Origin of the sequence: Acinetobacter calcoaceticus ANC 3811 (assembly GCF_000399665.1) — a bacterium.
GTDB classification, from domain to species: Bacteria; Pseudomonadota; Gammaproteobacteria; order Pseudomonadales; family Moraxellaceae; genus Acinetobacter; species Acinetobacter calcoaceticus_B.
Genome location: NZ_KB976986.1, coordinates 713,995 through 737,207 on the forward strand (window position 1 = coordinate 713,995; position 23,213 = coordinate 737,207).

General features: G+C 38.9%; 18 protein-coding genes. 5 read left to right on the top strand and 13 right to left on the bottom strand.

From position 1 onward, the window contains the following. The first annotated feature begins 5 nt into the window (after nucleotides 1–5). Nucleotides 6–1,172 (top strand): MFS transporter, encoded by a 1,167-nt coding sequence (locus tag F935_RS04630; protein WP_212749576.1) that lies wholly within the window; start codon nucleotides 6–8, stop codon nucleotides 1,170–1,172. A 156-nt stretch (nucleotides 1,173–1,328) separates the two neighbouring features. Beyond that, complete coding sequence (locus F935_RS04635) at nucleotides 1,329–1,832, top strand: hypothetical protein (RefSeq protein ID WP_016137842.1); 504 nt, start codon at nucleotides 1,329–1,331, stop codon at nucleotides 1,830–1,832. A gap of 47 nt (nucleotides 1,833–1,879) precedes the next feature. On the opposite strand, the gene accC is transcribed toward F935_RS04635, so the two are convergent. The 11 genes from accC to sbnA form a co-directional block, all read right to left on the bottom strand. Then, nucleotides 1,880–3,250, bottom strand: coding sequence for an acetyl-CoA carboxylase biotin carboxylase subunit (gene accC / locus F935_RS04640; protein WP_016137843.1), 1,371 nt, complete (start codon nucleotides 3,248–3,250; stop codon nucleotides 1,880–1,882). Between the two features lie 17 nt (nucleotides 3,251–3,267). Next, on the bottom strand, nucleotides 3,268–3,684 hold the full coding sequence (locus F935_RS04645) for an acetyl-CoA carboxylase biotin carboxyl carrier protein (RefSeq protein ID WP_016137844.1): 417 nt from the start codon (nucleotides 3,682–3,684) through the stop codon (nucleotides 3,268–3,270). A gap of 17 nt (nucleotides 3,685–3,701) precedes the next feature. Next, nucleotides 3,702–4,157 (bottom strand): type II 3-dehydroquinate dehydratase, encoded by a 456-nt coding sequence (aroQ, locus tag F935_RS04650; RefSeq protein WP_004791768.1) that lies wholly within the window; start codon nucleotides 4,155–4,157, stop codon nucleotides 3,702–3,704. Nucleotides 4,158–4,392: 235 nt separating this feature from the next. Continuing rightward, nucleotides 4,393–5,718 carry a Y-family DNA polymerase gene (locus F935_RS04655; RefSeq protein WP_016137845.1) on the bottom strand — a complete coding sequence of 442 codons (1,326 nt, stop codon included), beginning with the start codon at nucleotides 5,716–5,718 and terminating at the stop codon, nucleotides 4,393–4,395. Nucleotides 5,719–5,985: 267 nt separating this feature from the next. After that, nucleotides 5,986–8,256 (bottom strand): TonB-dependent receptor, encoded by a 2,271-nt coding sequence (locus F935_RS04660; RefSeq protein WP_016137846.1) that lies wholly within the window; start codon nucleotides 8,254–8,256, stop codon nucleotides 5,986–5,988. Nucleotides 8,257–8,410: 154 nt separating this feature from the next. Next, on the bottom strand, nucleotides 8,411–9,181 hold the full coding sequence (locus F935_RS04665; RefSeq protein ID WP_016137847.1) for an HpcH/HpaI aldolase family protein: 771 nt from the start codon (nucleotides 9,179–9,181) through the stop codon (nucleotides 8,411–8,413). After that, nucleotides 9,174–12,701 (bottom strand): IucA/IucC family protein, encoded by a 3,528-nt coding sequence (locus F935_RS04670; RefSeq protein ID WP_016137848.1) that lies wholly within the window; start codon nucleotides 12,699–12,701, stop codon nucleotides 9,174–9,176. The genes F935_RS04665 and F935_RS04670 overlap by 8 nt, the downstream gene beginning before the upstream one ends. After that, entirely contained in the window at nucleotides 12,698–13,903 is a 1,206-nt protein-coding gene (locus F935_RS04675) for an MFS transporter (protein WP_016137849.1), read from the bottom strand. Before F935_RS04675 ends, F935_RS04670 begins: the two co-directional genes overlap by 4 nt. Before the next feature lie 3 nt (nucleotides 13,904–13,906). Then, the gene (locus F935_RS04680; RefSeq protein WP_080645689.1) at nucleotides 13,907–15,547 is read right to left on the bottom strand and encodes an IucA/IucC family protein; all 1,641 of its coding nucleotides are present in this window, start codon (nucleotides 15,545–15,547) and stop codon (nucleotides 13,907–13,909) included. Between the two features lie 71 nt (nucleotides 15,548–15,618). Further along, entirely contained in the window at nucleotides 15,619–16,632 is a 1,014-nt protein-coding gene (sbnB, locus tag F935_RS04685) for a 2,3-diaminopropionate biosynthesis protein SbnB (protein ID WP_003652251.1), read from the bottom strand. Between the two features lie 21 nt (nucleotides 16,633–16,653). Continuing rightward, nucleotides 16,654–17,658: a 2,3-diaminopropionate biosynthesis protein SbnA gene (gene sbnA, locus F935_RS04690; RefSeq protein WP_016137851.1), complete on the bottom strand. Its 1,005-nt coding sequence runs from the start codon at nucleotides 17,656–17,658 to the stop codon at nucleotides 16,654–16,656. A 524-nt stretch (nucleotides 17,659–18,182) separates the two neighbouring features. Between sbnA and F935_RS18980 the strand changes: the two genes are divergently transcribed. Further along, the gene (locus F935_RS18980) at nucleotides 18,183–18,287 is read left to right on the top strand and encodes a hypothetical protein (protein WP_080645532.1); all 105 of its coding nucleotides are present in this window, start codon (nucleotides 18,183–18,185) and stop codon (nucleotides 18,285–18,287) included. Between the two features lie 17 nt (nucleotides 18,288–18,304). Here the strand turns inward: F935_RS18980 and F935_RS04695 are convergent, their stop codons facing one another. Both F935_RS04695 and F935_RS04700 read right to left on the bottom strand, forming a co-directional pair. Then, entirely contained in the window at nucleotides 18,305–19,327 is a 1,023-nt protein-coding gene (locus F935_RS04695; RefSeq protein WP_016137852.1) for an ABC transporter substrate-binding protein, read from the bottom strand. Further along, the gene (locus F935_RS04700) at nucleotides 19,328–19,918 is read right to left on the bottom strand and encodes an ANTAR domain-containing response regulator (protein WP_016137853.1); all 591 of its coding nucleotides are present in this window, start codon (nucleotides 19,916–19,918) and stop codon (nucleotides 19,328–19,330) included. A 383-nt stretch (nucleotides 19,919–20,301) separates the two neighbouring features. Between F935_RS04700 and F935_RS04705 the strand changes: the two genes are divergently transcribed. Together F935_RS04705 and nirB are read left to right on the top strand one after the other, a co-directional pair. Next, entirely contained in the window at nucleotides 20,302–20,643 is a 342-nt protein-coding gene (locus tag F935_RS04705; protein WP_035366055.1) for a hypothetical protein, read from the top strand. Nucleotides 20,644–20,654: 11 nt separating this feature from the next. Then, on the top strand, nucleotides 20,655–23,201 hold the full coding sequence (gene nirB, locus F935_RS04710; RefSeq protein ID WP_016137855.1) for a nitrite reductase large subunit NirB: 2,547 nt from the start codon (nucleotides 20,655–20,657) through the stop codon (nucleotides 23,199–23,201). Nucleotides 23,202–23,213 lie beyond the last annotated feature (12 nt).

A 23,213-nucleotide genomic window follows, 5' to 3' on the forward strand; every position in this document is an offset into this window, starting at 1 on the left:
ACCACTTGTTCCAACCACTTACAATCCAAACTAGACTCGGCGGATTCTACTTTTTCTATTATTCCATTGTGGGCACGTTCATGCCTTATTGGAATTTATACCTTCAAGATCAAGGGTTTAATTATCAGGAAATTGGTGTTTTATCGTCAATTGCTATTATAACGCGTTTTTTTGCACCCTTAGTTTGGGGATGGATCGCTGACAAATCTGGTAAGCGAATGCTACTAGTAAGATTGGCAACTTGGATGGAATCATGTATCTGGTTGGCTATTTTTATAGTTCCAAATACGTTTCAATCTATAGCTTTACTCATGCTTATTTTTAGCTTCTTTCAAAATGCTATTTTAGCTCAATTTGAAGGGGTTACTTTATTTTGGTTGGGTGATCAAAAAGCTAAACTTTACGGCAAAATTCGTAAGTGGGGATCTGTTGGATTCATTGTCGGTGTCTTCGTTATTGGTGCACTTCTAGAAATAGTACCTATTTCGATGCTTCCGATTTTATTATTAATTATTGCTTCATTGGCATTTATTTGGTCTTTCACCATTCGAGAACCGGATGGCGCACCAACCTCACAAAAACATTTAGAGCCTTTGCTTCCTGTACTCAAACGCCCGACAGTGGCTGCATTTTTTACAATTGAATTTATTTTACTTTTTTCGCATGCTCCTTTTTATAGTTTTTATAGCAACTTTCTGAAATCTTTGAATTTTAGTACGACTGAAATTGGATTCTTATGGGCTGTGGGAGTTTTTGCAGAAATTTTTATGTTTTCAATTGCTCCAAAGATCTTTCAACGTTTTTCATGGCGTAGTTTAGTTGTTGTGTGCTTGCTAGTGACGAGCATACGTTGGATGTTAGTTGGACTATTTTCGCATTACTTTGTTGGCCAACTTTTTGCGCAGTGTTTGCATGCTTTTAGTTTTGGCCTATTTCACTTAATTGCGATGCGAGTTATTTTTCAAAATTTCTCTGCTGGACAGCAAGGGCGTGGACAAGCTCTTTACAGTACCATGTGGGGGTTAGGTGTGGCTTCTGGTAGTGTTCTTGCTGGACATTTTTGGAAAACTCTTTCTGGTGAGCTCATTTTTATGTGTGCCAGTGTGGTTGTACTCTTAGGTTTATGCTTTGTAATGTGGCTTCCAAAACAAGTTGATTCTTCAACGGCATAAGCTTGAGATAATGTAAAACAAAAAAATTTATATTGAAAAATGCAAGTAAATATAAAATTGTTTGATGACTTGTTGTAGCACGTTACAGTTGAAAAATATTGTTTTTATATGGTTATGGAGCAGTGATTTTGTCAAAAAATATGCTAACTTAACTTCATGCGTTTAATGATTAATAAATCTATGAAAAATATTTATATTATTGGATTATTGTGGGCTTGTTCTGGTTTAGCTGTGGCAGAAACGGCTACTCAACAGCCAGCTGAACAACCCGTTCGGACTGCAAGTAATCCTAATGCTATACGTATTGTTACGCGTCCTGAAATTATGGGATTATGGGGAATGGAAATTCCAAATAATAAGAAATGTGTGGAATATTATAATTTCCGTAGTAGTAATGATGTTGTGATCAAAAGTGGTCAAGAATGGTCATATGGCTTATATGAATATCAACCGTCCGATGTTCCGAAAGAGCAGTTAGCTGCTTTAGTGATGCAAATTAAATTTGATAATAATAAAGTAGATTGTTCAGGTCAGAAACAAGATCAAACAGGTGATGTTTCTCAGTATTTTGTACAGTGGAAGAATGATCATACTATCAACTTCTGTTCAACCGCTAAGGGCGAGAAGTGTTTTGCGACTTTGCGTAGAGTCCTACCATAAAGTAATAGATATAAAAAAAGCCCCTTATTTATAAGGGGCTTTTTTTACTATGCAGTTTCAGCTTTCTTCTTTTCTTCCAATTGCTTTAACAAGTGCTTTTCAAGGTAATGGATGTCCATTGCTTGAGAACAGAAGCTCTTATCTTGCAAAATGAGATCTTTATGAAGAGGAATATTGGTTTTAATTCCTGTAAGGATCATTTCATCTAACGCTTGACGCATACGTGCAAGTGATGTTTCACGGTCTTTACCATGAGAAATCAGTTTAGCAATCATAGAGTCATAGTAAGGTGGAATGCTATATTCTGGATAGATATGAGAGTCTAAACGAATACCTGCACCGCCTGGCGCATAGAAACTTTCAATTTTACCTGGTGAAGGTAAGAAAGTTGTTGGATCTTCAGCATTGATACGACATTCGATTGCATGACCATTAACTTTGATATCTTCTTGTTGAAGTTCTAGTCCTAGGCCGCCTGCAATACGTAGCTGTTGTTCAATAATGTCAACACCAGTAACCATTTCAGTAACAGGGTGCTCTACCTGAACACGAGTGTTCATTTCGATAAAGAAGAATTCACCGTCTTCGAATAAAAATTCAAATGTACCAGCACCACGATATTGCATTAACTGACATGCTTTAACACATGCTTCTAGAATATCAGCTCGAGCTTGTTCTGGTAGGTTTGGTGCAGGTGCTTCTTCTAGCACTTTTTGGTGACGACGTTGTAATGAACAGTCGCGGTCATATAAATGAATCGCATGACCATTACCATCACCAAGAATTTGAACTTCGACATGGCGAGGTTTTTGTAAAAAACGCTCCATGTAAACCGTATCATCACCAAACCACATTTCTGCATCGCGCTGCGCTGCTTGAACTGATTCAAGTAGTGTATCTACACGCTCAACAATACGCATACCACGTCCACCGCCACCAGATGCCGCTTTAACAATAAGCGGGAAACCGATTTCTTTAGCTTCCGCCAAGGCATTGTGGATGGTTACAGCATGGTCGCAACCAGGTACAGTAGGTACACCAGCTTTTTTCATGGCAACAATCGCAGAAACTTTATTCCCCATAAGGCGAATATGTTCTGGACGAGGGCCAATAAAAGTAAAACCTGAACTTTCTACAATTTCAGCAAATTCAGCATTTTCTGAAAGAAAACCATAGCCGGGATGGATAGCATCGGCACCGGTAATTTCTGCAGCAGTAATAATTGCCGGGATATTTAAATAGCTATCACTACTTGCACCCGGGCCAATACATACTGCTTCATCAACAAAACGTAAATGCATCAAGTCCTTATCGGCATCTGAGTAGATACCAACAGTCTTGATTCCTAATGTTTTGCAAGCCCGGGTAATTCGTAAAGCGATTTCACCACGGTTTGCAATTAAAACTTTTTGCAACATAGACGTCCCCGAGGTAATTACGCGCGATAACGGAATAAAGGTTGACCGAATTGGATAACATCACCATTTTTCACTAAAATTTCTTCAACCACGCCGCTTTGAGTTGCCTCAATTGGGTTCATGATTTTCATTGCTTCAATAATACCCAAAGTTTCACCAGCAGATACAGTTTGACCTACTTTAACAAATGGTGCTTCGCCTGGGCTTGGAGCAGCGTAGAACACACCAACCATTGGAGAAGTTTCAACTGCTCCACGTGGTGTTTTTGCTACTGGTGCTGCAACAGGAGCTGCCGGAAGTGCTACACCAGCCGCAGCAACGACTGGACTACGGCGAGTTAAAGCGATTGATTGATCACCTTCTTTAACTTCAATCGCTTGCAAGTCAGACTCAATCATTAAATCGATGAGTTTCTTAATTTTGCGGATATCCATGGGCGACTATTCCTAAACTAGTTTGGGTTAGATGGTTGAATTTTTTCAATAGCGTAATCGAGTGCAAAGCTATAGCCTTTTGCACCGAGACCACAAATCACGCCAATTGCTTTATCGGATAAATATGAGTGATGTCTGAATGCCTCTCTTGCATGGACATTCGACAAATGTACTTCAATAAATGGAATGGCAACGCCAAGTAGGGCATCGCGTAGAGCAACGGAAGTATGGGTGAGGGCCGCAGGATTAATAATAATAAGTTTTACACCTTCGGTTTGTGCCTGATGAATACGGTCAACAATGGCACCTTCCCAATTGCTTTGAAAAGTATCTAATGTAATTGATGCGTTTTGAGCTTGGATAACGAGTTGTTGGTTAATATCACCTAAGGTAAGATGACCATATACTTCTGGTTCGCGTTTTCCCAGCAAATTCAAATTCGGTCCATGAATCACCAAAATGGTCGAACTCATTCAGATTGCTCCAGCTCTAAAGTTGCAAATACTCTTTGCAAGATGTCTGCAAAGTTTGCTTATTATGGCATATGTTTCTACAATTTTTTTATAATTTGTTTTAATTGTCGCAGAAATGGTACGCCAAATTCGGCTTATATATTGTGAATTTTGCGATGATTTAGCAATGTTAAAAAATGACAAAATTTCAAGTAATTTAATGAAGCTTATTTTAAACTGAATTGACAAAAATAGTTCATGTATTTTGTGTAACGGCTATAGAATTCTCTCCAATTACAAGTAGCTCATTCCATCTGGTTAGATAGTTTTTTGAACGATGACATTGCTTCATATGCCAAGACGAGCTACTCGAATGATAGCCCACTTGTAAATAGTGACTACCGAATCGATTACGAACTGTACTTAGTGTTTTCATGAGTTGTTGTCTTTGCTGAATCAACTCAAGAGGTTGCCATAAATCATCAATGTGATGTTGACGGGCGTGCAAACCACAAAATAAAACTCCAATCTTAATGTATCTTTTATTTTCTTTATATAAAACATCAATTTGTTGCATTGCTGCTTTGGTTATTATGCATAGATCATCTGTTGCGTATGTTAAGCCAATTGCTTGAGATGACGCTTTTTTATAAGGTGGTTTATCTGTTTTTTCATAAAGCATGACTTGAATACAGGCACACAGCTGTTCTTGTTTCATTAAACGCCGATGAGCACGATTAAGATGAAAAATAAGCGCTTGTTTAATAATCTCAATGCTGGATAAAGCTTGAGCGAAACTTCGTGAGGCTAAAATTCGTTTTGTTAAGATGGCAGGATCATCAAGTTGGATACAGGATTGGCCTTTTAGCTCACGAACAGTGCGTGCCATAACCACAGAGAAAGCTTTTGCGAGATGATGTTCATTGGCAAAAGTTAAGTCTAGGCATGAATAAATTTCATAGCTTCGTAATTGTTTGACCAATTGGTAGCCAATTCCCCATACTTCTTTGACGGAAGTTTGTTGCATGAGGTCTTCAAGTAGTAGGGGATCTAAAGTGGTGAAATTACAAATTCCATTAAAGCTTTTAATTTTTTTAGCATAGTGGTTGGCTAACTTGGCCTGAGTTTTTGAATATCCGATGCCAATACAGCAAGGTAAGCTTAACCATTTTTCTATAGTTTTTACCACTTGGGCGCAATACGAATGGATATCTAAAGATTGAAGGTAAGGGGTCAGACGAATGAAGCATTCATCAATAGAATAAGCCTCTAAATCATCGGGTGAGAAAAATTCACCTAAAACTGAAAAAAATCGACGAGACATTTCGGCATATAAAGTGTAATTACTTGAATAGACGTGTACGCCAGCTTGTAGGGCTTTTTCTTCAATTTGATACCATGGGATTGCCATCTTTATACCCATGTTTTTTGCTTCTTCACTGCGTGATACAACACATCCATCGTTGTTAGAAAGTACGACAACTGGCACGCCAATAAGTTTGGGGTTAAATAGTCGCTCACAACTGACATAACAGTTATTAATGTCTACAAGCGCGTAAATTTCGCGGTGTGAGATTTCCATTATGATTTGCCCCATTAAAAATATTGGTAAAACTACATATTTGTATGGGTTTTCATAAACACAGTGAGGTGATGTGTTCGCTGAAAAGTTGCATTTTGAATATGTAACAAAATCAAGTTAACAAAATTTTTAAAGAAAAGCTAGGGGAGTTCCGACAGCCTGCTTTTGAGTAGATAAAGAAAAAGAAGATAAAGCTTTAATATTTTTTAATAAAAAAGGAGATCGCGTTGATCTCCTTTTTTGTGAATCATTCTATGTCAGTTTTGATTACCACTTATGACTATAAGTCACTTTAAGCGTTGCACCATTTGCCACTAAATGGCTAGTGTTATCACTTGTTCTTAATAATTGGCTGTAAAGAGGATAGTACTTGCGGTTAAACATGTTCTCTAAACCAATCGTCACAGTGTCTTTTTTGTTAAGTGCAAAACTACTGATTAAATCTGCTGTTGTATATGATTTTACATCGTAACGGCCAAAACTATTTACGCCATTCAAGCGGTAATCTTCTGAACCGAAGTAAGTCGCTTGTAAGCGGTTTGTCCAGGTTTCAGTTGGGCTATAAGAAACGTAAGCTGTGAGTTTTAAAGGCGGTATACGGAAGCCTGTCATGTCTTGTTCAGAACCATTTTGAGGTTTTTCACGACCTTTCATCCACGTAACGCTACCACCAGTTCCCCAAACATTTGCATCATCAAGATAATCAAGCGTTGCTTCAACACCAGTAACTTTTTCTTTGGTTCTAGTAAGTGCCAGACCATTGCTGAAAGACTGCACAGCGCCTAGATCAGAAGTAGAGTGGAAGACTGCTAAGCTTGATGAAAAGTTATTGAAGTTCCCTTTCCAACCCAACTCATAGTTATCAACTTTTACAGGTTCTAAAAATGAAGATGATAATTCATAATTTTTTTCCTTATCTGTGTTATTTGCATTACGAATAATTACACCAACATCAGGTAATTGAAAACCTTGGTTAAATGATGCATAGATTGAGTGTTGGTCATTTGGTGAGAAAGTCACATTAGCATTGTACAACCATGCATCAGCTTTTACTTTTCCACCTTGATATACATAAGGGTTAGGCTTATATGATTGTGTTTTAGGATCAAATTGTGATAATGGAACAAAGCTATCAATTTGTGCATAGCTGTCTTCGTAACGCGTACCAGCTTCTGCTGACCATTGGTCATTAAAGCGGTGTTTTAACTGTATAAAACCACCAACACTTTGCGTGGTAAGTTCAGGTAAATAAATGAGCTTGCCAGTTTTTACAAACTCTAGGCCACCAGATTGGTCATAAATATCAGGATCGAAAGTATCTAAAGGCATTTTGCTTTTTTCACGGCTAAAATCACCACCCCAAACCAGTGAGGTGTCACCTAAAAACTCAAGTGGTGTGGTCACAGTTAAGCGGCTACCGAGTACGTTATTTTCTTGATAGATCTGGTCTACGTTTCCACCCCGATTCGGATTTTTTCGTGCATCAAACGGTGAAAAACGGGTAAAGAAGTCGCGGTAATAAATTTGAGCATCAACCTTATTACCTAATAAGTCTTTATTGGTATAGGTTAAATTGTAGATCTGGTTTTCATTTTTATTTTGGTCTTTAAGCTTTAAGCCTTTAATTGCTTTGGCTGGCACTGTACCAGCTGGAGCTTTTTTAACACTTGGGTCAGATGCATAATCTGAGTCTTGCTCGGCATTATAGTAGTTTGCAGCAAATTGTAGATATTGATTGTCATCAATATGGTAACCCAGCTTACCGCCTACGCTGTAGCCATCGGAATCATAAAGGTCGCCCTGACTAGGTTCAGGCGCAACACGATCACCACTTGCATCGTACGGACTACCAATACGTTGATAACCAAAGTCGAATGCATAATCAAAGGCGTTAAAGCTGCCTGTGAAATATTGGTGAATATCTCCGCCCAAAGCATCAGAACGGAAATTCGTTAAAGGTGTTTGTAGCCCAATGACGGTTTTTGCGGTAGGTTCACCACCCGCAGCTTTCGTGGTAATTGAAATAATACCACCCGCAGCACCACCGCCATAAATAGCATTACTGCCGCGAATAACTTCAATGTTCGCAATGCTTTCAGGGTCAATTGCTGAAAGTCCTCGAGATGTGTCACGTGTGAGGTTCATCGGCACGCCATCCACCAAGATGAGGGCATTACGACCACGTAAGGTTTGACCATAATCGGTAATGGTTCTGCTTGAGTCCGAAAGGCCCGGTACGGCTTTTGCTAAAACAGTTGCAATACTTCCAGATGAACCATTCCTTAAAAGTTCAATTTGTTTTTCATCTAACTTGGTGACTTGTTTGGCAGAGGTTGAGAGTTCATCTGCACGTGAAGCAGTGATTGTAATTGTAGGGAGTGCTTCAGGTTTCTTTTCTGTTTCTGTGGTTTCAGCAGGTGAAGCTGCAAATGCTGAGTTTGAAAGGAAAATGGCTCCACCAAGTGAAAGAAGTGGAATGATATTTTTAACTTCAGACTTTCTTTTAAAAAGTTTATTACTTTTTATCTTATTTCCCATTATCTCGCCCTGAGAGTGATTTTAAATTGAGCGAATTATAAATGAGAATCATTGTAATTAACAATATTATTAATTGCTTAAAAATAATATATTTGAAATTTATTCAATGAATTAGGGGAGTAGGTGTCTATTCCCCCTAAAAATTGAACAGTATTCAGATTTCTTTAAAAGCATTTAGGTGATTTTGATGGGCACGGCGAATAATGCTTCGGTCATCACCGAGCACAAAAAGCTGAACAGATTGTTGTTTCCAAGTCACGATATCTTCAGGTTGTCGGGGAATAGCACAGAAATGCTTTTGACTATTTTTAGTCTTTGTATACATCTCTTGAACTTTTTCTTTGACCAGCGGATGACTAGATTGCCACGACATTCCCATCGATTGAGAAAGGTCGGCAGCACCTTCAAGAATAATATCGATGCCTTCGACTTTTAATATTTCATCAAGTTGTTCTAATCCTTCTAAGCTTTCGATCATAGCAATGACAACTGTCTCGTTTGCAGCCTGTTGAACAAAACTTGCTAAATTATCTATGCCGTATCGATTTAACCTTGTTGAATTCAATCCTCTTTGCCCAAGTGGCATATAGTGACAATAGTTCACGGCCTCTTGTGCCTGCTTAGCATTTTCAATACGCGGAAAAACAATACCCGTTACCCCTGCATCGAGCAGAGGTAGAACTAAATGGTTAGCGTTTAAAGGTACTCTTACAAACACATCAAGGCTCATAGCTCTAGCGGCTAAAATCATGGTCTCGACTTGAGACGTACTAAATAAAGTATGCTCCAAGTCGATAATAATAAAGTCGTAGCCCGCAAGTGCCATTTGCTCAACATTAATGGGAGAAGCTACGGAACAAAATATTCCGTAGAGCGTCTCGCCATTTGCTATTCGTTTCTTAAAAGAAATCGAATGCTTATTCATATTCAATTTCCTTAATAAGGCTGAGCGGGTTCGGTGTGGTTTGTACTCTTAAGCGAATTTCCGGAAGAAAACGGCGGCTTGCGAGCTGTTCAATGTCGATGGTGTCATCTGTAAAGTTAAACAGTTCATATCGTTCGGCAAACTCTGGGTGAGCTTCTTTATGCTGATTAATGATGGTTCTTAACATGGTCCAGAATTTGATTTCATCGAAGTCATAATGTTCATTTAAGAAAATTGCTAACTCGGCCAAATTTACAAACCAAAGTGCATCTTGAGTAAAGTCTCTTAACTCATTTGGAGAGTGGGTTTCCAAGAACGAGTTCGGGTTAATTTTGGCATGTTCCTTTGGTGCATCTTGCAAGTTAGGTAAAAGCTCCGGCTCACGTAAAAGATGACGGCTAAAACGAATTCCATCATGGAAATCTTTCAAGGCCGCTTTAACGGGTAAACCATTTTTATGAATCAGTACCATGTTTTGTGCATGTGACTCTAAAGCGAGGCCGTGGCACCACAAAATATGCATGATTGGTAGATAAGCATTGCTGAGTAATTTTTCTAACCAGAACTCGATACCGTACTCTTGAATCCACTCATCGATTAGCGGTTTTTGATCCGTATCAACTTGCATTAGACCCGTTACAGGAGTTGCTGATTCGCCTTCTTTTAAGTAACTGTAAATACTTTCGCGCCAAATGCAGGCAAGTGCGCCGTATTGAACAGGTAAAGCAATCGGCTGGTTCACTGAAAGGCCGCCAATCTCTCTTAAAATAACAGGCTTGCGCTGTTTTTCTAAAATATGATCTTGCTCAACAATGTTATAAAGCCAGTCACTCATTTTCGCCGCATTTTGAACAGTATGTGGTGCCAATACACGAGATGTAGAGGTATTGACCAAGTTCATAGCCAATTTGAGAGAAAGTGCAGAGATATCACTGATATTCGATAAGGTTCGAATCGACTGCTGTGGTAAATAAGTCGGACCTTCAATATCTAACGGAATGATCAGTTGGTTACTAATCGCATCTTGATAATATAATTCAATAATTTTATCCCACTGCCACGGGTGAATTGGGGTAAGGATATAATCTTTAAAATCTATATTTTGCTCTTTCAATTGATCATTAATGGCTTGTAGATCTTTCTCTGAAAAATGCTGTTTATAAAGCTGTTCTAAGTTAATGGTTTCACTTAAAACCAGTTTACATAAACTGTTATGAGTCGCGACCCATTGAACCGTAAATCCTTCCGAAAGCTCAGGTGCATATTTCCGGTTTTCTTTTAAATCGAAGCCGATACGAGACTTAAAACTTGGGTGATATAAATGCGCATTGGTAATTCGTGCTTCTTGTTCTAGGTAAGGCAAAGTTCTTAAAGGTTGAGCAGGCTCTTGGCTTAAAGTTTGCGCATGTTTAACGTAAGTTAAATTGAGTTCATCATTAAAGTTTTGCCATTTAACAGGGTCAGCTTCAATAATATTTTTTAAATCGGCAAGTAGCGTTTTTAAGTTAGGGCGAGTTTCAGTTTCTAAAGTAATATCAGAACGAACTAAGCTTGAAGGATCTAACTTAATTCGTTTAAAACTAAAATGTCGCTTGGCCGTGCAGGTATAAAAAATGGTATCGGAAATATAGAACTTGATTTGACCTTTAGAAAACTCGTATTTAAAAGTATTTTCAAAAATGAGCGCTTCTAATAATTGGCCCATCACGCGATTTTCCGCGTGGGTTTTATAATTGGTTTGTTGGGTTGGTTGAAGAGGGCAAAGCACCTCTGCGCCGCGATATTTATAAATAGGGTTTTCAACTTCAATCCAGATTGGATTGCCACCACTGTGGTAGAGCGTATTTAACATATTTGCCTTGATTGGTAATGTGAGTGAATTAATTAATAAGTCACGGTACTGCTGACCTTTGGCGCTAAAGTTTTCTTGTGTGAGCGTAAGACGGGTGGCTTGCCAAAGTTCAGATTCTTCAATGGCCGTAACTCGTGCAATTGCACTAATGAGGTGAGAAATGTGATTGATCACGAGGTAATATTTTAAAAAGGTCCATGCATCTTTTTGAGAGAACCAAACAGTACTATCTTCAGAAATAGATGAGTCGTCTTCTATCATTTCTGGAACAATGCTAATGCCTTCCATATCTCGAAGAATAAGACGATGTGGATAGCCGTTTTTGAACTCCATTAAACTGTTTTGCATGTGTGCTTCTACGCTAATGCCTTTGTTTGCAAACAATTCAATTAATGGAATGAGTGAAACTTTAACGTACTGTTTCCACCAAAAAGTAATGAAGTGTTTAGCATCGTTCGATTGTAAGTTTTGGTTGGGTGCTGCTTGCTGAATAAAGCTTAAAAGTGGGATTTCATAGTTTTCGTTTTCTTCAACCAAGCCACCGAGCATTCGGGTATTTTCTAATACATCAGGAGTTAGCCCAGCTCTATAAATAATGCCAAATGAACTTTCTAACTCTGGAATTTTGACTGTTTTTGCCTCTAACTCTGGCAGAATCACAAGGTCAGGATATTGTTCATTAATCTTGTGATTGATAATGATTTTGCTCGCATCAATAGCACGCTCCATTTCATCCATTGGGTTATTACGAATGAAACTGGTAATTCGCACATCAATAGAAAGCTTTAAGAAAAGGTTCGATTGAGGTAACCATACCGTGCGAACGGATGAGGTTGGCCATACTGTTTGACCTAAAGCTCCCAGATAGATCACATCTTGGCTGTCTAAATGTTTCTTTAACGATGGATGTTGAAGTAAGAAATTAGCTTGCCAAGGGTGGGTTGGCATGAGCTCATAGTTTGTGAAGTTTTCTTGCAAATGTTCTTTTGCAGCTTCTAAAACTTCATTTTCAATATGGTGAGATGGTTGATCTTCACTTACTAGCTTTTGGATTAAAGACGAATGAACCGCGAAGTAGTGAAGTTGGAAACTAGCGCCTAACTCAGGACTATATTTTTTCATGTCTTCTTTAGAAAAACCTAAGTTGGCTTTAGAGGTTACATGAAAAGGATGCCCATATAACATCCCTTGTTCGGTAGCCTGAAAACCGCTTAATGCTTTAGTTGCTGTTTGGGAAGGCTTATTTTCTAAAAAGAATTTTGTGTTCTCGATACTATTGGCAATATCTGAGTACAGGTTCTTATTTTGGTTTTTATCTTTAAATAGACTATTCAACTCATCTGTAATGAGCTTCACTAACTGTTTAGGGTCGGTGAGCGAGTCAAATGTATGGTCGCTTAAGTTTTGCAGAACAAAACCACGTTGATATCTGTGATAACCCGTAGTTGAAAGATGCTGAACTGCGCCATAAACAGTTGTGTTAGATGCATTAAACTTATAAGCAAAATAGAGGGTATCTGGTTGCTCTGCATATAGGGTGAATAAAGGAGAGTCTTGAGCTGGGATAATGCGTTCTTCAAGATTCACTTTAAGTTCACGAAAGAAAGTATTCAGGTACTGTTCGAAAAGTTTATAAGACCATACATCTGTTGTAATAATTGAGTTCATTCTTGTGCCTCTTCTAAAATTGTATCCATTAAGAATCTGTTCAAAATCACCACTAATCCCGCACCGATAAAAAATAGTGAGGTGCAGATTAATGCAGCGGTAATATTGAAAAATGAGTAGGTGAGCGTGATGGTGATTGGGCCAATAAGTTGTCCTAAGACAAAGGCACTGTTAGAAATGCCAATCACTTTTCCTTGGCTTTGAGTGCCAGCTTTTAGAGAAATTGTGTGTAAGATCGAAGGAATAAGGGCTGCAAAACAAAAGCCTTGTATGAGTCGTAATACAAGAATCAGCCAGAGATTAGACACCCAGATCAATGCGAAAATCGTGATGCCGCAAATTAAAGATGCGTAAATGAAGTTATTAAAAGAATCTCCTTTATCATCATTTCTTTTTCCCCAATAGGTTGCAGCAATAAAAGCGGCTCCCCATGAAAGTGCATGAATGGTTCCTGTTAAGCTTGCAGTAGATAATGATGAGTGAATGCTTTGGCTTATTTCACTAATGTATAAAACGAAACAAGACACTAAACCAAAGCCGCCGGCTTGAACCAAAATGCCAGCGCTTAACCATGAAAAAATCGTTCTATCAAAGAAAGTTGGAAGCTTGGATTTCTCTTTGGTGTTTGTGGTTTCGGTTTTAACGGGATTGGTTAATACAAATGACGCAATCACAATGAGTGTCATCACAACAAATGCTGTTGCGTTGAGTAATACTTCAACCCGCCATTGATCCATAAATATCCCGCCGAGCACGGGACCACATAGGCAAGCTAAGGCAACGCTACTTTGCAGTTGCCCAAAAGCGGCGCCTCGTTGTTGCTCATTGGAAAGATATGAAACATAAGCATTTAAAATGACTGAAAGACCGCAAAAACCGAGTAAAATTCGCGCAAAAATAAATAGGTATAAATGCTGGGCACTGGCCATAAGCAGTATTGAAATACAGAACCCAGCCAGTGAAAGTAACAAGGCTTTTTTATGGCCGAATGTGTCGGATAGATGACCCACAATTGGTGCAGTAAATAAACTGCCAATGGCGGGAGCTGCGAGTGCCAAACCTGCCCAGATAGTAGGAGCACTCATATGCGCCGTCAGTTTTTCCATATAAAGCGGCATGATTGGAATAAGCACCATGAGCCCGAAAGTGGAAAAAAACTGACAGAGCAAAATAATGAAATGATCTAGGCGAGATGAGCGCATGATTTAGATATCCATGGTCTCATAGCTAGAAACAGATAAGCTGTGATAAGGGTTTTGCGTGGTTCCGATTTTACTTGGCATGCCTGTTGAGTCGCTTTCTTGCGCAAGTAAAGGCGTAAGTAGCTGTTTGAATGGCCAAGTCTTATTGTCAAAAAGATAGGTTTGAATTTGCGATTTTGTTTGTTCTGAAATAGGTTGGGTTTCTACAAAATCTTGAATAATGTCTTGAACCATTTCCCAAAAATCGCTTTCTGTACGATCCGTATATTTCAGAGTAGCTAGAGCAATTGGGTAGAGGTTAATTTGAATCCCTAAGGTAATGAAGTAATTAAATAAGTCTTCGTTTTTAGTAAAGATAAGATTGTTTGGCGTGCTGGTATCAATGGTATAAACCGGAGGTATAAAACCATTTTCTTCAATGGCTGTGGTGCATATTCTTAAGGTATCGTGGTCACGCAAAATAAAGCATTTAAACTTATTATTTTCATAACACACCATGGTGTTTTGCCCGTGGCATTCAGGCATGATTCCTTTTGCCCAAAGTGTTAAGAATGTTTGAATAAAATGAACACTTAAGTCTTTTAATAATGTCCATTTGTCACCTTCAACGCTTAACGTTTCCCAAGGGTCAACATACGTACAGCTTAAAGCTGACATGGTGATTGGCGTGACGTTTTTATCTTGGCAGAAAACAGGTAAATGTCTGACTTGGCAACCAATTACCCCTAAATTTTTTACAATCGGCTCTTGCTTACCCAGCACCCACCAGTGCGTTTCATTACTCAAAAAGAGGCGATTTTTTAATAAAGCAGTTTCATTAATGACTTCATTTAAAAAATCATAAGCCGTATGCCCATTCATTAAATAACGACCAGGCATAGAGCGGATTGCACCTAATGTTTTGGCATTGGTCGAGAGTTTTAAATGCAGAGTAGGGTTTGTGTTGTGAATAAGGGTTCTTAAAGAAGAAGTCGGTAAACCAATTGTGGTGACATGGTTTAGGTCAATACCGCCGTACTTATTTTCTTCAAGCTTTAAATAGCGATGTTGAGTCTCTAGCAAAGGCAGGGCTAAGTAGTCATCTGAAAGCTCAGCGATTTTTTCAACAATAAGACTGTCCTCAACTTCTGATAACAGAAGCTCTTTATGAGGAATCGATTCCATATTGTTGATTACGTCATCTTTTTTAAAAGCCCACCAATACACCTCAATTTCTTTTTGAGTTGTGAGTGGTGTAAGTTCACCTTTTGAGTGCGCGAATGGATGAAATGGACGATCAGCTACCAGTGATAGCAATTCACTAGTAATCAAAGGCGAAGAAAATGAAAGGGCTGACTGTAAAATTTGAGGAATTTTTTCAGCCGTTACTAAGTTATCTAGCCAATAATCAATCGCTTTTTGATGGTGTGGTGAAGGCCACCAAGTTGCTTGGGTTAAATAGTTAAAAACTTCAGAAATAGAAATTTTAGACGTCGTATTGTTTAAGACGTTATGAAGCAAAACTTCGGGTTGAGTAATATAGAAAGGATTTACACCATCTACTTTTAAACAGTTGAAATAGAGCTCTAACTCATCATTGAGAGTAATTGCCAGATAAGGCTTTTTATAGGAAATATGATCTTTAAAATCTCCATAATTCTCCATGTAGAGAGCATCTATCGTTTTTTGTAGTTGTGCTGTGTAAATCCGATCTAACATTTTAGTTATTCCTATTCTTATAAAAGCGGTAGAACCGTGCCAACGTTTTGTTCTTGTGCGGCATTGAAGAACCATTTAGCGCAGACAATGTCATCAATCGCCATGCCCATTGGGTTGAGCAAAATGATTTCATCTTCGTGTTCGCGACCATTTTTATGGCCAATAATGATGTCGCCAAGTTCAGCATGTAGTTTTTCACGGCTGAATAGACCATCTTCAACCAGCACGTTGATGACTTTCTTTTCTCGGTTTGATTGGTCCCAGTCATCCACAATGACTTTGTCCACTTTTAAGAAGACTTCAGGCTCAATATCCATAATTGAAATGTTTGAAACAAAGCAGCCTTTTTTAAGCCACTCAAACGGAATGTAAGGCTTATCAGAAACTGTGCAGGTAATGAGGACATCAGCTTGTTGAATTGCAGACTTAGCGCTGTCATGAATTTCAATTTCTAGATGTGGATATTCCGATAAGAACAATGCTTTGAGTTTTTCAGCCGCTTCAGGGTTTACATCAAATAAATGTATTTTTTTCACTTGAGCATATTGTTCAAGTACAGTCTTAATCTGCATTTGAGCAATTGGTCCGCAGCCAATCACAGTAATATCTGAAAAGTCTTTTTTCGCTAAATATTTAATCGAAACACCCGTAATTGCAGCAGTTCGCATTGCACTGATTAAGCTACCTTCCATTACTGCGACTGGATAATTTGTTTCAGAATCATTTAAAACAATCAGTGCGCTAGCACGCGGAATATTGAATTTTTTAGGGTTATGTTGTCTTGAACCAATCCATTTGATTCCAGCAATAGGATCATTGCCGCCTAAATAACAAGGCATAGCAATAATACGGTCAGCAATATGGTCTGCACCTTGCCAGCGGAGATAAGGTTTTAAGGGTTGTACAAACTGTTTATTTGCATGCAGGGTTAAACCTTCAGTAATCGCTTCAATAAATGAATTACTATGATTTGCGCCAAGATTTAATAAATCTGATTGACTTAAATAGCGAAGGGTAGCCAAATTGCTCATGAATATGTCCTAAGGAGAAAGTTAAACAACATTTTGTAAAGTAAGGTTTTCTTGGCGTCGTACGTTTCGATTGAAGTGACGCTTCTTGATCATTTCGAACCATTCATCTTCATAAACCAGATCGAGATAACGGTCACCGCGATCGGGTAATAGTGTTAAGACACACGATCCATCAGGAATGGTTGGAATCAGTTTTTTGATGGCTGAAATAGATGAGCCGCTCGAACCGCCAGCAAAGATTCCTTCATGTTCAAGAAGTTCTCTGCAACCAAGTGCCGATTCATAGTCATCTACATAAATGACATCATCAATTTCATCGGGGGAGAGTAGAGCTGGAACGGTACTTGCCCCAATACCGGGAATTTCACGTGGACCAGATGTACCACCGAACAGCACAGAGCCGACAATATCAACTGCAATCACTTTTAATTCGGGGAACTTTTCTTTAAGGCGACGAGACACGCCCATAATCGTGCCGGAGGTACTTGCTCCAATCACGAGGTAATCAATCTTGCGATCAATTTGATTTAGGATTTCTTCTGCTTCACCAAAATAGTGGCTTTTCCAGTTGTTTGGATTTGCATACTGGTTAATCCAGACTGCATTTGGCAGTTGTTGGCAGAGCCGTTTTACAGTATCAATTCTGGTTTTTAAGTAACCGCCGTTTTGGTCTTTTTCAGAGACCATTTCGATATTGGCTTTGTAGAGCTTCAACATTTGTAAGTTTGCTGAGGCAATTTTCGGGTCAATAACGGCAGTAAATTTTAATCCATATATTTTGCATGCCATTGCAAGTGCAATTGCTAAGTTTCCTGAAGAACTTTCAACAATATGACTATCTTTATTAATTACTCCAGATTTTAGACCTTCCTGTAGCATGAATAATGCTGGACGGTCTTTAATACTTCCTCCTGGGTTTAACAATTCCATTTTCGCAATCACAGAGATCGATTGATGCGTGAACAGCCTTGATAATTGTAATAGTGGCGTTTTACCTATGCATTCGAGAATATTTTCATGGATCATGGTAGATCTTCTCAGGTTTTTATGTAACGTGAATGATAATGATTATTAATTTAATTATTATTACCAATTGTGACATGATTGTTGCGCTTTGTAACGAAAAATAGGGGGGACTTATAGGAATTTTCACTAAATTTTTTTGTGTAATTATTTGAATCGTAATATTTATATTTTATAGAGTGATAAATTAATAAATGTTTTAAATATAACTAGATAGGCAATAAATTACTTTTGACCTATAAAAAATAATTTAATAAGCATACATTTTTGCAAATCAAAACTTGCGGCTGAAATTACTTTAAAACTAAATTGGAATATATGTTCTGACTAACCTATTTTATGCAGCCTACATTTTGTAGAGTTTATGACCATATTTGCCGCCTACAAAAACAGCAATATTAAAAGCCTTGCTTAAAATGTTAAGGATGATTAATTGAAATTGATGATGTGTCAGTTATTGATATGAAAATGTCTGAAAATGATATGTTTAGATAGATATGATCATTTCCATAAGCGCTATATTTTCAATGGATCAGTTGAGTCCAGAAAATATAGTAATGCGTGTTTCGCATTTTGTCTTATGGGTCTTTCAAGCTGTCTTTTTTTATAAAAGACAGCTTTTTTTATGCTGATTTGACTCTTAGATAGCTTATGAAGAATATCGCTGTTTGGCTTGTTCATAAGCCTCAAGATTAATGCATTGAGTTCCCAAGCTTGTGATTTGTGCTTGGTCGATTTGAAGTTCATCCCACTTTTGCATTTGTTCGAGCAGCCAATAAAAGTCTTCTACTTTTGGAAGCGCACTTTCTTTTACTAGATGTCGAACAATATCCTGAATCTTAAAATATTTGTCGACATGCACTTCTTCTGAGCAATGAAAACGAACAATTTCAAACTCAACTAATAACTTTAAAATTGGAGCAAAGTCTTGGAACTCACTCAATTCTTGTTGGGCTTTCATAATTGCCGCAGTGAGAGCAATTAGTGTTTGTGGATGTTTCTCTGCCCATTCCTGTGTTACTGCTAAAACCTTGTCAGCCACAGGAGGAATAATGTTTTGGCTTGAGCAGATCATTTTACTTAAACCAAGAAGCTCACCTTGGGTATTCCAAGGTTCACCCACACAAAAACCATCAATCACATGTTTATCGAGTGCTTCGACCATATAAGGTGGCGGTAATGTTTTGAGCTGAATAGACTGCGCGATTTTTGGATTTGCTAAAGCCAACCATTCTCTTAAACAATAATGATGAATGGAATGCTTAAACACATGCGCTAACGAAATGGAGTGACCTTGTTCAAGATGGCTCACCACTTTTTGCGCCGTTATTTGAGCTGTATCATTTTCTTGAATTACAAGTTGATGAGTAAGCTTTTGACTTAAGCTAATGAAAGCACGGTTTTCACTTAAAACCAGTGATGTTTGCAGTGGCGTGCCAATTTGATCTGTGCCTACAGCCGCTGCAGGTAACATCGCAGATAAGCAGTGCGCTGCATCTAATAACCCAAAAGCAAGGCGGTCGCGCAGACTTGCCCAAGAGGCTTCTTTAACTAAAGTGACGTCTAAACCGACTTCTTCAAAGAAGCCTCTTTGTTTTGCCCAAAGTAATGCAAGACAATCAAGCAAAGGAATATAGCCGAGTTGTAATTGAGTCTTTTCTAGTTTGCTCATTTATTCATCCTTTAGTTCGTTGCCAAGTAATTTTTGAGCGTCAAGTAAACGCCGTGCCATTTCTCCAATTGTAATCCGGTGACTCATCGCATTTTTTCTAAGAAGCTGAAATGCAGTTTCTTCAGGTAGTCCATGCAATTGCATCAGTAAAACTTTGGCTTTTTCAACATCCTTACGGTCGGCAAGTTTGGTTTGAGCTTCTTTTAAATCACCTTCGAGTTTTTTGTGCTTTTTATATTGCTCAATTGAGATTTCTAAAATGGTATGTAAGCGGGCAGGGTCTATGCCATCGACGATATAAGCGGTCACTCCTGCATCTATGGCTTGTTTGATGGTGTCTTTATCTGAATTTTTGGTGAACAGGACAGTCGGTAGATCATAGCTACTGACACAGCTTTCAATAATGTCGCGGTGAGGATGATCCATATCGAGCAAGATTACATCGGCTTGTAAATCTTCAAGACGAAAGATATTCAAGTGATCCAAAGTAAGGCAAGCGACCACTTCAAAGTCATTTTCAAGCAGACTTTTTCTTATATAGTCGGCTCGCGCATGATCATCATCAATAAGGGCTATTTTGAGTTTTGGCATAAGTTCAGAAAATCAGGCTAAGAAAATGCGCCAATTCGACGCGTTTTTGTTATCAATTTTAAAGCAAGATTAGTGCCATCGAAAAATAAAGAAAAAATCGAGCTTTAACGCTAAATTAGCATGCTTAATGGCGCTACTGATCAATCTTGGTGCAAAAATACGGTTCATTTTGTGGCAAAGCTTATTTTTATTTAAACCAAATGAGTGTGCAGTGATAGAGCAAGTAAAATAAGGTTTGATTCTTTATTTACCTATTAAAAATTTCTATCTATATGAAATTAAATATAAAAATATTATTAATCCAAGTTTTTTAAATATTGGCATATAAAGTGCTTACTTAATTACAGGTCGAAGACGACCATGAGTTTTAAAGACGGCCAACGATGTCCGTTCTGATCGAGTTTGTGAGTGCAACCGTACACACAAAGAAGTTACGTTCAGTCGGAGTGAAGGTCATGTCTTTATTTTTATTGCATAAAAAAGTTACATCTGAATTATTTAAATTTTCAGTTCCAGCGATGCGAGCCTTCTCTAAGAGGGGGCTCGCTTTTTTTATTTCTTTTTTTGATTTTGCTGTGCATTGGGTGCCGTCAACGAGTGAAAAAAATTGGTTTCAAGCAACTAGATGCCTTGTGAGCTTGATTCGTTTCTCGATAGAGCACAAAGCAAAAGAACAATGTCTATTTGAGAATGGAATAACGCAGCTTAAAAGCAACGTGATTTGAGGAGAAACACTATGAAATTGGTAATGATTGGTCATGGTATGGTGGGCCACAAATTCATCGAAGCCATTTTAGAAAAAGCAGATGATGAACTAGAAATCACGATTCTCGCGGAAGAACCTCGTATCGCGTATGACCGCGTGCATTTGACAGAATATTTCTCTGGGAAATCGGCAAAAGATTTATCTTTAGCACGTTTTGACTTTGCCGATGCACATGGTATTGATTTACGTCTTAATACAAAAGCAACTGCAATTGATACAGCGGCACAAACAGTCACAACCAACCATGGTGATGTGATTAGCTATGACAAATTGGTGTTGGCAACAGGTTCGTATGCATTCGTTCCCCCAATTTCGGGTAATGACCGTGAAAACTGCTTTGTTTATCGTACTATTGAAGACTTAGATGCCATTCGTGCAGCGAGTCTCAATGCAAAAACAGGTGTGGTTATTGGTGGTGGTTTGCTCGGCCTTGAGGCAGCGAAAGCGTTGTGTGACTTAGAGTTAGAAACACACGTTGTTGAATTTGCACCGCGTTTAATGGCCGTTCAAATTGATGACTTGGGTGGTAAGGTTTTACGTCGCAAAATTGAAGATCTTGGCGTAAAAGTTCATACACAAAAAGCGACTCAATGTATCGAAAGTGGTGACAGCACAACGCATGTGATGAAGTTTGCTGATGGTAGTGAACTTGAAGCAGATATCATTTTATTCTCGGCAGGCATTCGCCCACGTGATGAGCTTGCACGTAACAGTGGACTCGCAATTGGTGAGCGTGGCGGTATTGTGATTAATGATTACTGCCAAACTTCAGATCAAAACATTTATGCCATTGGTGAATGTGCGCTTTGGCAAAACAAGATTTATGGTTTGGTTGCACCGGGCTATGACATGGCGCGTATTGCAGCAAAACACATTTCAGATGAAGAGTGTAACTGCTTTGCTGGCGCGGACATGAGCACCAAGTTGAAATTAATGGGTGTGGATGTTGCTTCTGTTGGTGATGCACATGCCATGACTCCGGGTGCATTAAGCTACTTCTATGCAGATGAGCATGCGCTGGTTTATAAAAAGATTGTGGTAAATGCGGACAAAACCAAATTGCTTGGCGCGGTTTTGGTGGGTGATGCCAAAGAATATAACGACCTTTTACAAATGATGTTGAATGGTTTGGCTTTACCAGAAGTGCCTGAAAGCTTGATCATGCCGGGATTTGAGCAGTCGGCAGGAAAATCTGGTGGTAGCGGTGTCGATTTACTGCCTGACAGTGCAACAATCTGTTCTTGTAACAACGTATCGAAAGCTGATATCTGCCAAGCAATTAGTGATGGTTCGACCTCTTTAGGTGCATTAAAGAAATGCACCAAAGCAGCAACCGCATGTGGTGGTTGTGCACCATTAGTGACTCAAGTTTTAAAGTCAGAGTTACAACGTCAAGGTGTGACTGTAAATAACCACATTTGTGAACATTTTCCGTACTCGCGTCAAGAGTTGCATCACTTGGTTCGTGTCAATGAAATCAAAACTTTTGATGACTTGATTCATCAACACGGCCATGGTTTGGGTTGTGACATCTGTAAGCCGACTGCGGCAAACATCTTGGCTTCTTGCTGGAACGATTTCGTACTTGAGCCAAGTCATGCAGGTCTACAAGACAGTAATGACTACTACTTAGGTAATATCCAAAAAGATGGTTCTTACTCAGTTGTCCCACGTATGGCTGGCGGTGAAGTGACTCCAGATGGTTTGATTGCTATTGGTCAAATCGCGAAGAAATATAACCTATACACCAAAATTACTGGTGGTCAACGTGTTGATATGTTTGGTGCGCAAGTTCATGAGCTTCCATTTATTTGGGAAGAATTGAATGCTGCTGGTTTTGAGTCTGGTCATGCTTACGGTAAATCATTGCGTACCGTGAAATCTTGTGTGGGTAGCACATGGTGTCGTTACGGTGTTGATAACTCGGTTGGTTTAGCGATCGAGCTTGAAAATCGCTACAAGGGTTTGCGGTCACCACATAAATTAAAAATGGCTGTGTCTGGTTGTACCCGTGAGTGTGCGGAAGCACAAAGTAAAGATGTAGGTATTATTGCGACCGAAAAAGGTTGGAATCTTTATGTTTGTGGTAACGGTGGTATGAAACCACGCCATGCTGAGTTACTTGCCTCTGACCTCGATAAAGCAACGCTTATCCGTTATATCGACCGTTTCTATATGTTCTACATTCAAACCGCAGACCGTTTACAACGTACGAGCGTATGGCGCGACAACATGGAAGGTGGACTAGATTACCTGAAATCTGTAGTTGTTGATGATTCTCTTGGTTTGGCTGCCGAGCTTGAACGCCGTATGGAACACATCATTGGAACATACCAAGACGAATGGCGTACTGCGGTAGAAAATCCTGAAGTTCGTAAGCGCTTCCAGACTTATATCAATGCTGGTGCGAGTGAACAGGCCGATCCACACATTCAATTTACAACTGAACGCGGTCAAATCCGCCCATTATCAGACGTTGAACGTTCAGAAGACCGTATTCCAATGGTTGAAGCATAAGCAGGAGAATTT

Bases quoted from the DNA above. Each gene is read 5' to 3' on its own strand.
- F935_RS04635 (WP_016137842.1), top strand. From the start codon at position 1,329: ATGCGTTTAATGATTAATAAATCTATGAAAAATATTTATATTATTGGA.
- accC (WP_016137843.1), bottom strand. From the start codon at position 3,250: ATGTTGCAAAAAGTTTTAATTGCAAACCGTGGTGAAATCGCTTTACGA.
- F935_RS04645 (WP_016137844.1), bottom strand. From the start codon at position 3,684: ATGGATATCCGCAAAATTAAGAAACTCATCGATTTAATGATTGAGTCT.
- aroQ (WP_004791768.1), bottom strand. From the start codon at position 4,157: ATGAGTTCGACCATTTTGGTGATTCATGGACCGAATTTGAATTTGCTG.
- F935_RS04655 (WP_016137845.1), bottom strand. From the start codon at position 5,718: ATGGAAATCTCACACCGCGAAATTTACGCGCTTGTAGACATTAATAAC.
- F935_RS04660 (WP_016137846.1), bottom strand. From the start codon at position 8,256: ATGGGAAATAAGATAAAAAGTAATAAACTTTTTAAAAGAAAGTCTGAA.
- F935_RS04665 (WP_016137847.1), bottom strand. From the start codon at position 9,181: ATGAATAAGCATTCGATTTCTTTTAAGAAACGAATAGCAAATGGCGAG.
- F935_RS04670 (WP_016137848.1), bottom strand. From the start codon at position 12,701: ATGAACTCAATTATTACAACAGATGTATGGTCTTATAAACTTTTCGAA.
- F935_RS04675 (WP_016137849.1), bottom strand. From the start codon at position 13,903: ATGCGCTCATCTCGCCTAGATCATTTCATTATTTTGCTCTGTCAGTTT.
- F935_RS04680 (WP_080645689.1), bottom strand. From the start codon at position 15,547: ATGGAGAATTATGGAGATTTTAAAGATCATATTTCCTATAAAAAGCCT.
- sbnB (WP_003652251.1), bottom strand. From the start codon at position 16,632: ATGAGCAATTTGGCTACCCTTCGCTATTTAAGTCAATCAGATTTATTA.
- sbnA (WP_016137851.1), bottom strand. From the start codon at position 17,658: ATGATCCATGAAAATATTCTCGAATGCATAGGTAAAACGCCACTATTA.
- F935_RS18980 (WP_080645532.1), top strand. From the start codon at position 18,183: ATGGATCAGTTGAGTCCAGAAAATATAGTAATGCGTGTTTCGCATTTT.
- F935_RS04695 (WP_016137852.1), bottom strand. From the start codon at position 19,327: ATGAGCAAACTAGAAAAGACTCAATTACAACTCGGCTATATTCCTTTG.
- F935_RS04700 (WP_016137853.1), bottom strand. From the start codon at position 19,918: ATGCCAAAACTCAAAATAGCCCTTATTGATGATGATCATGCGCGAGCC.
- F935_RS04705 (WP_035366055.1), top strand. From the start codon at position 20,302: ATGTCCGTTCTGATCGAGTTTGTGAGTGCAACCGTACACACAAAGAAG.
- nirB (WP_016137855.1), top strand. From the start codon at position 20,655: ATGAAATTGGTAATGATTGGTCATGGTATGGTGGGCCACAAATTCATC.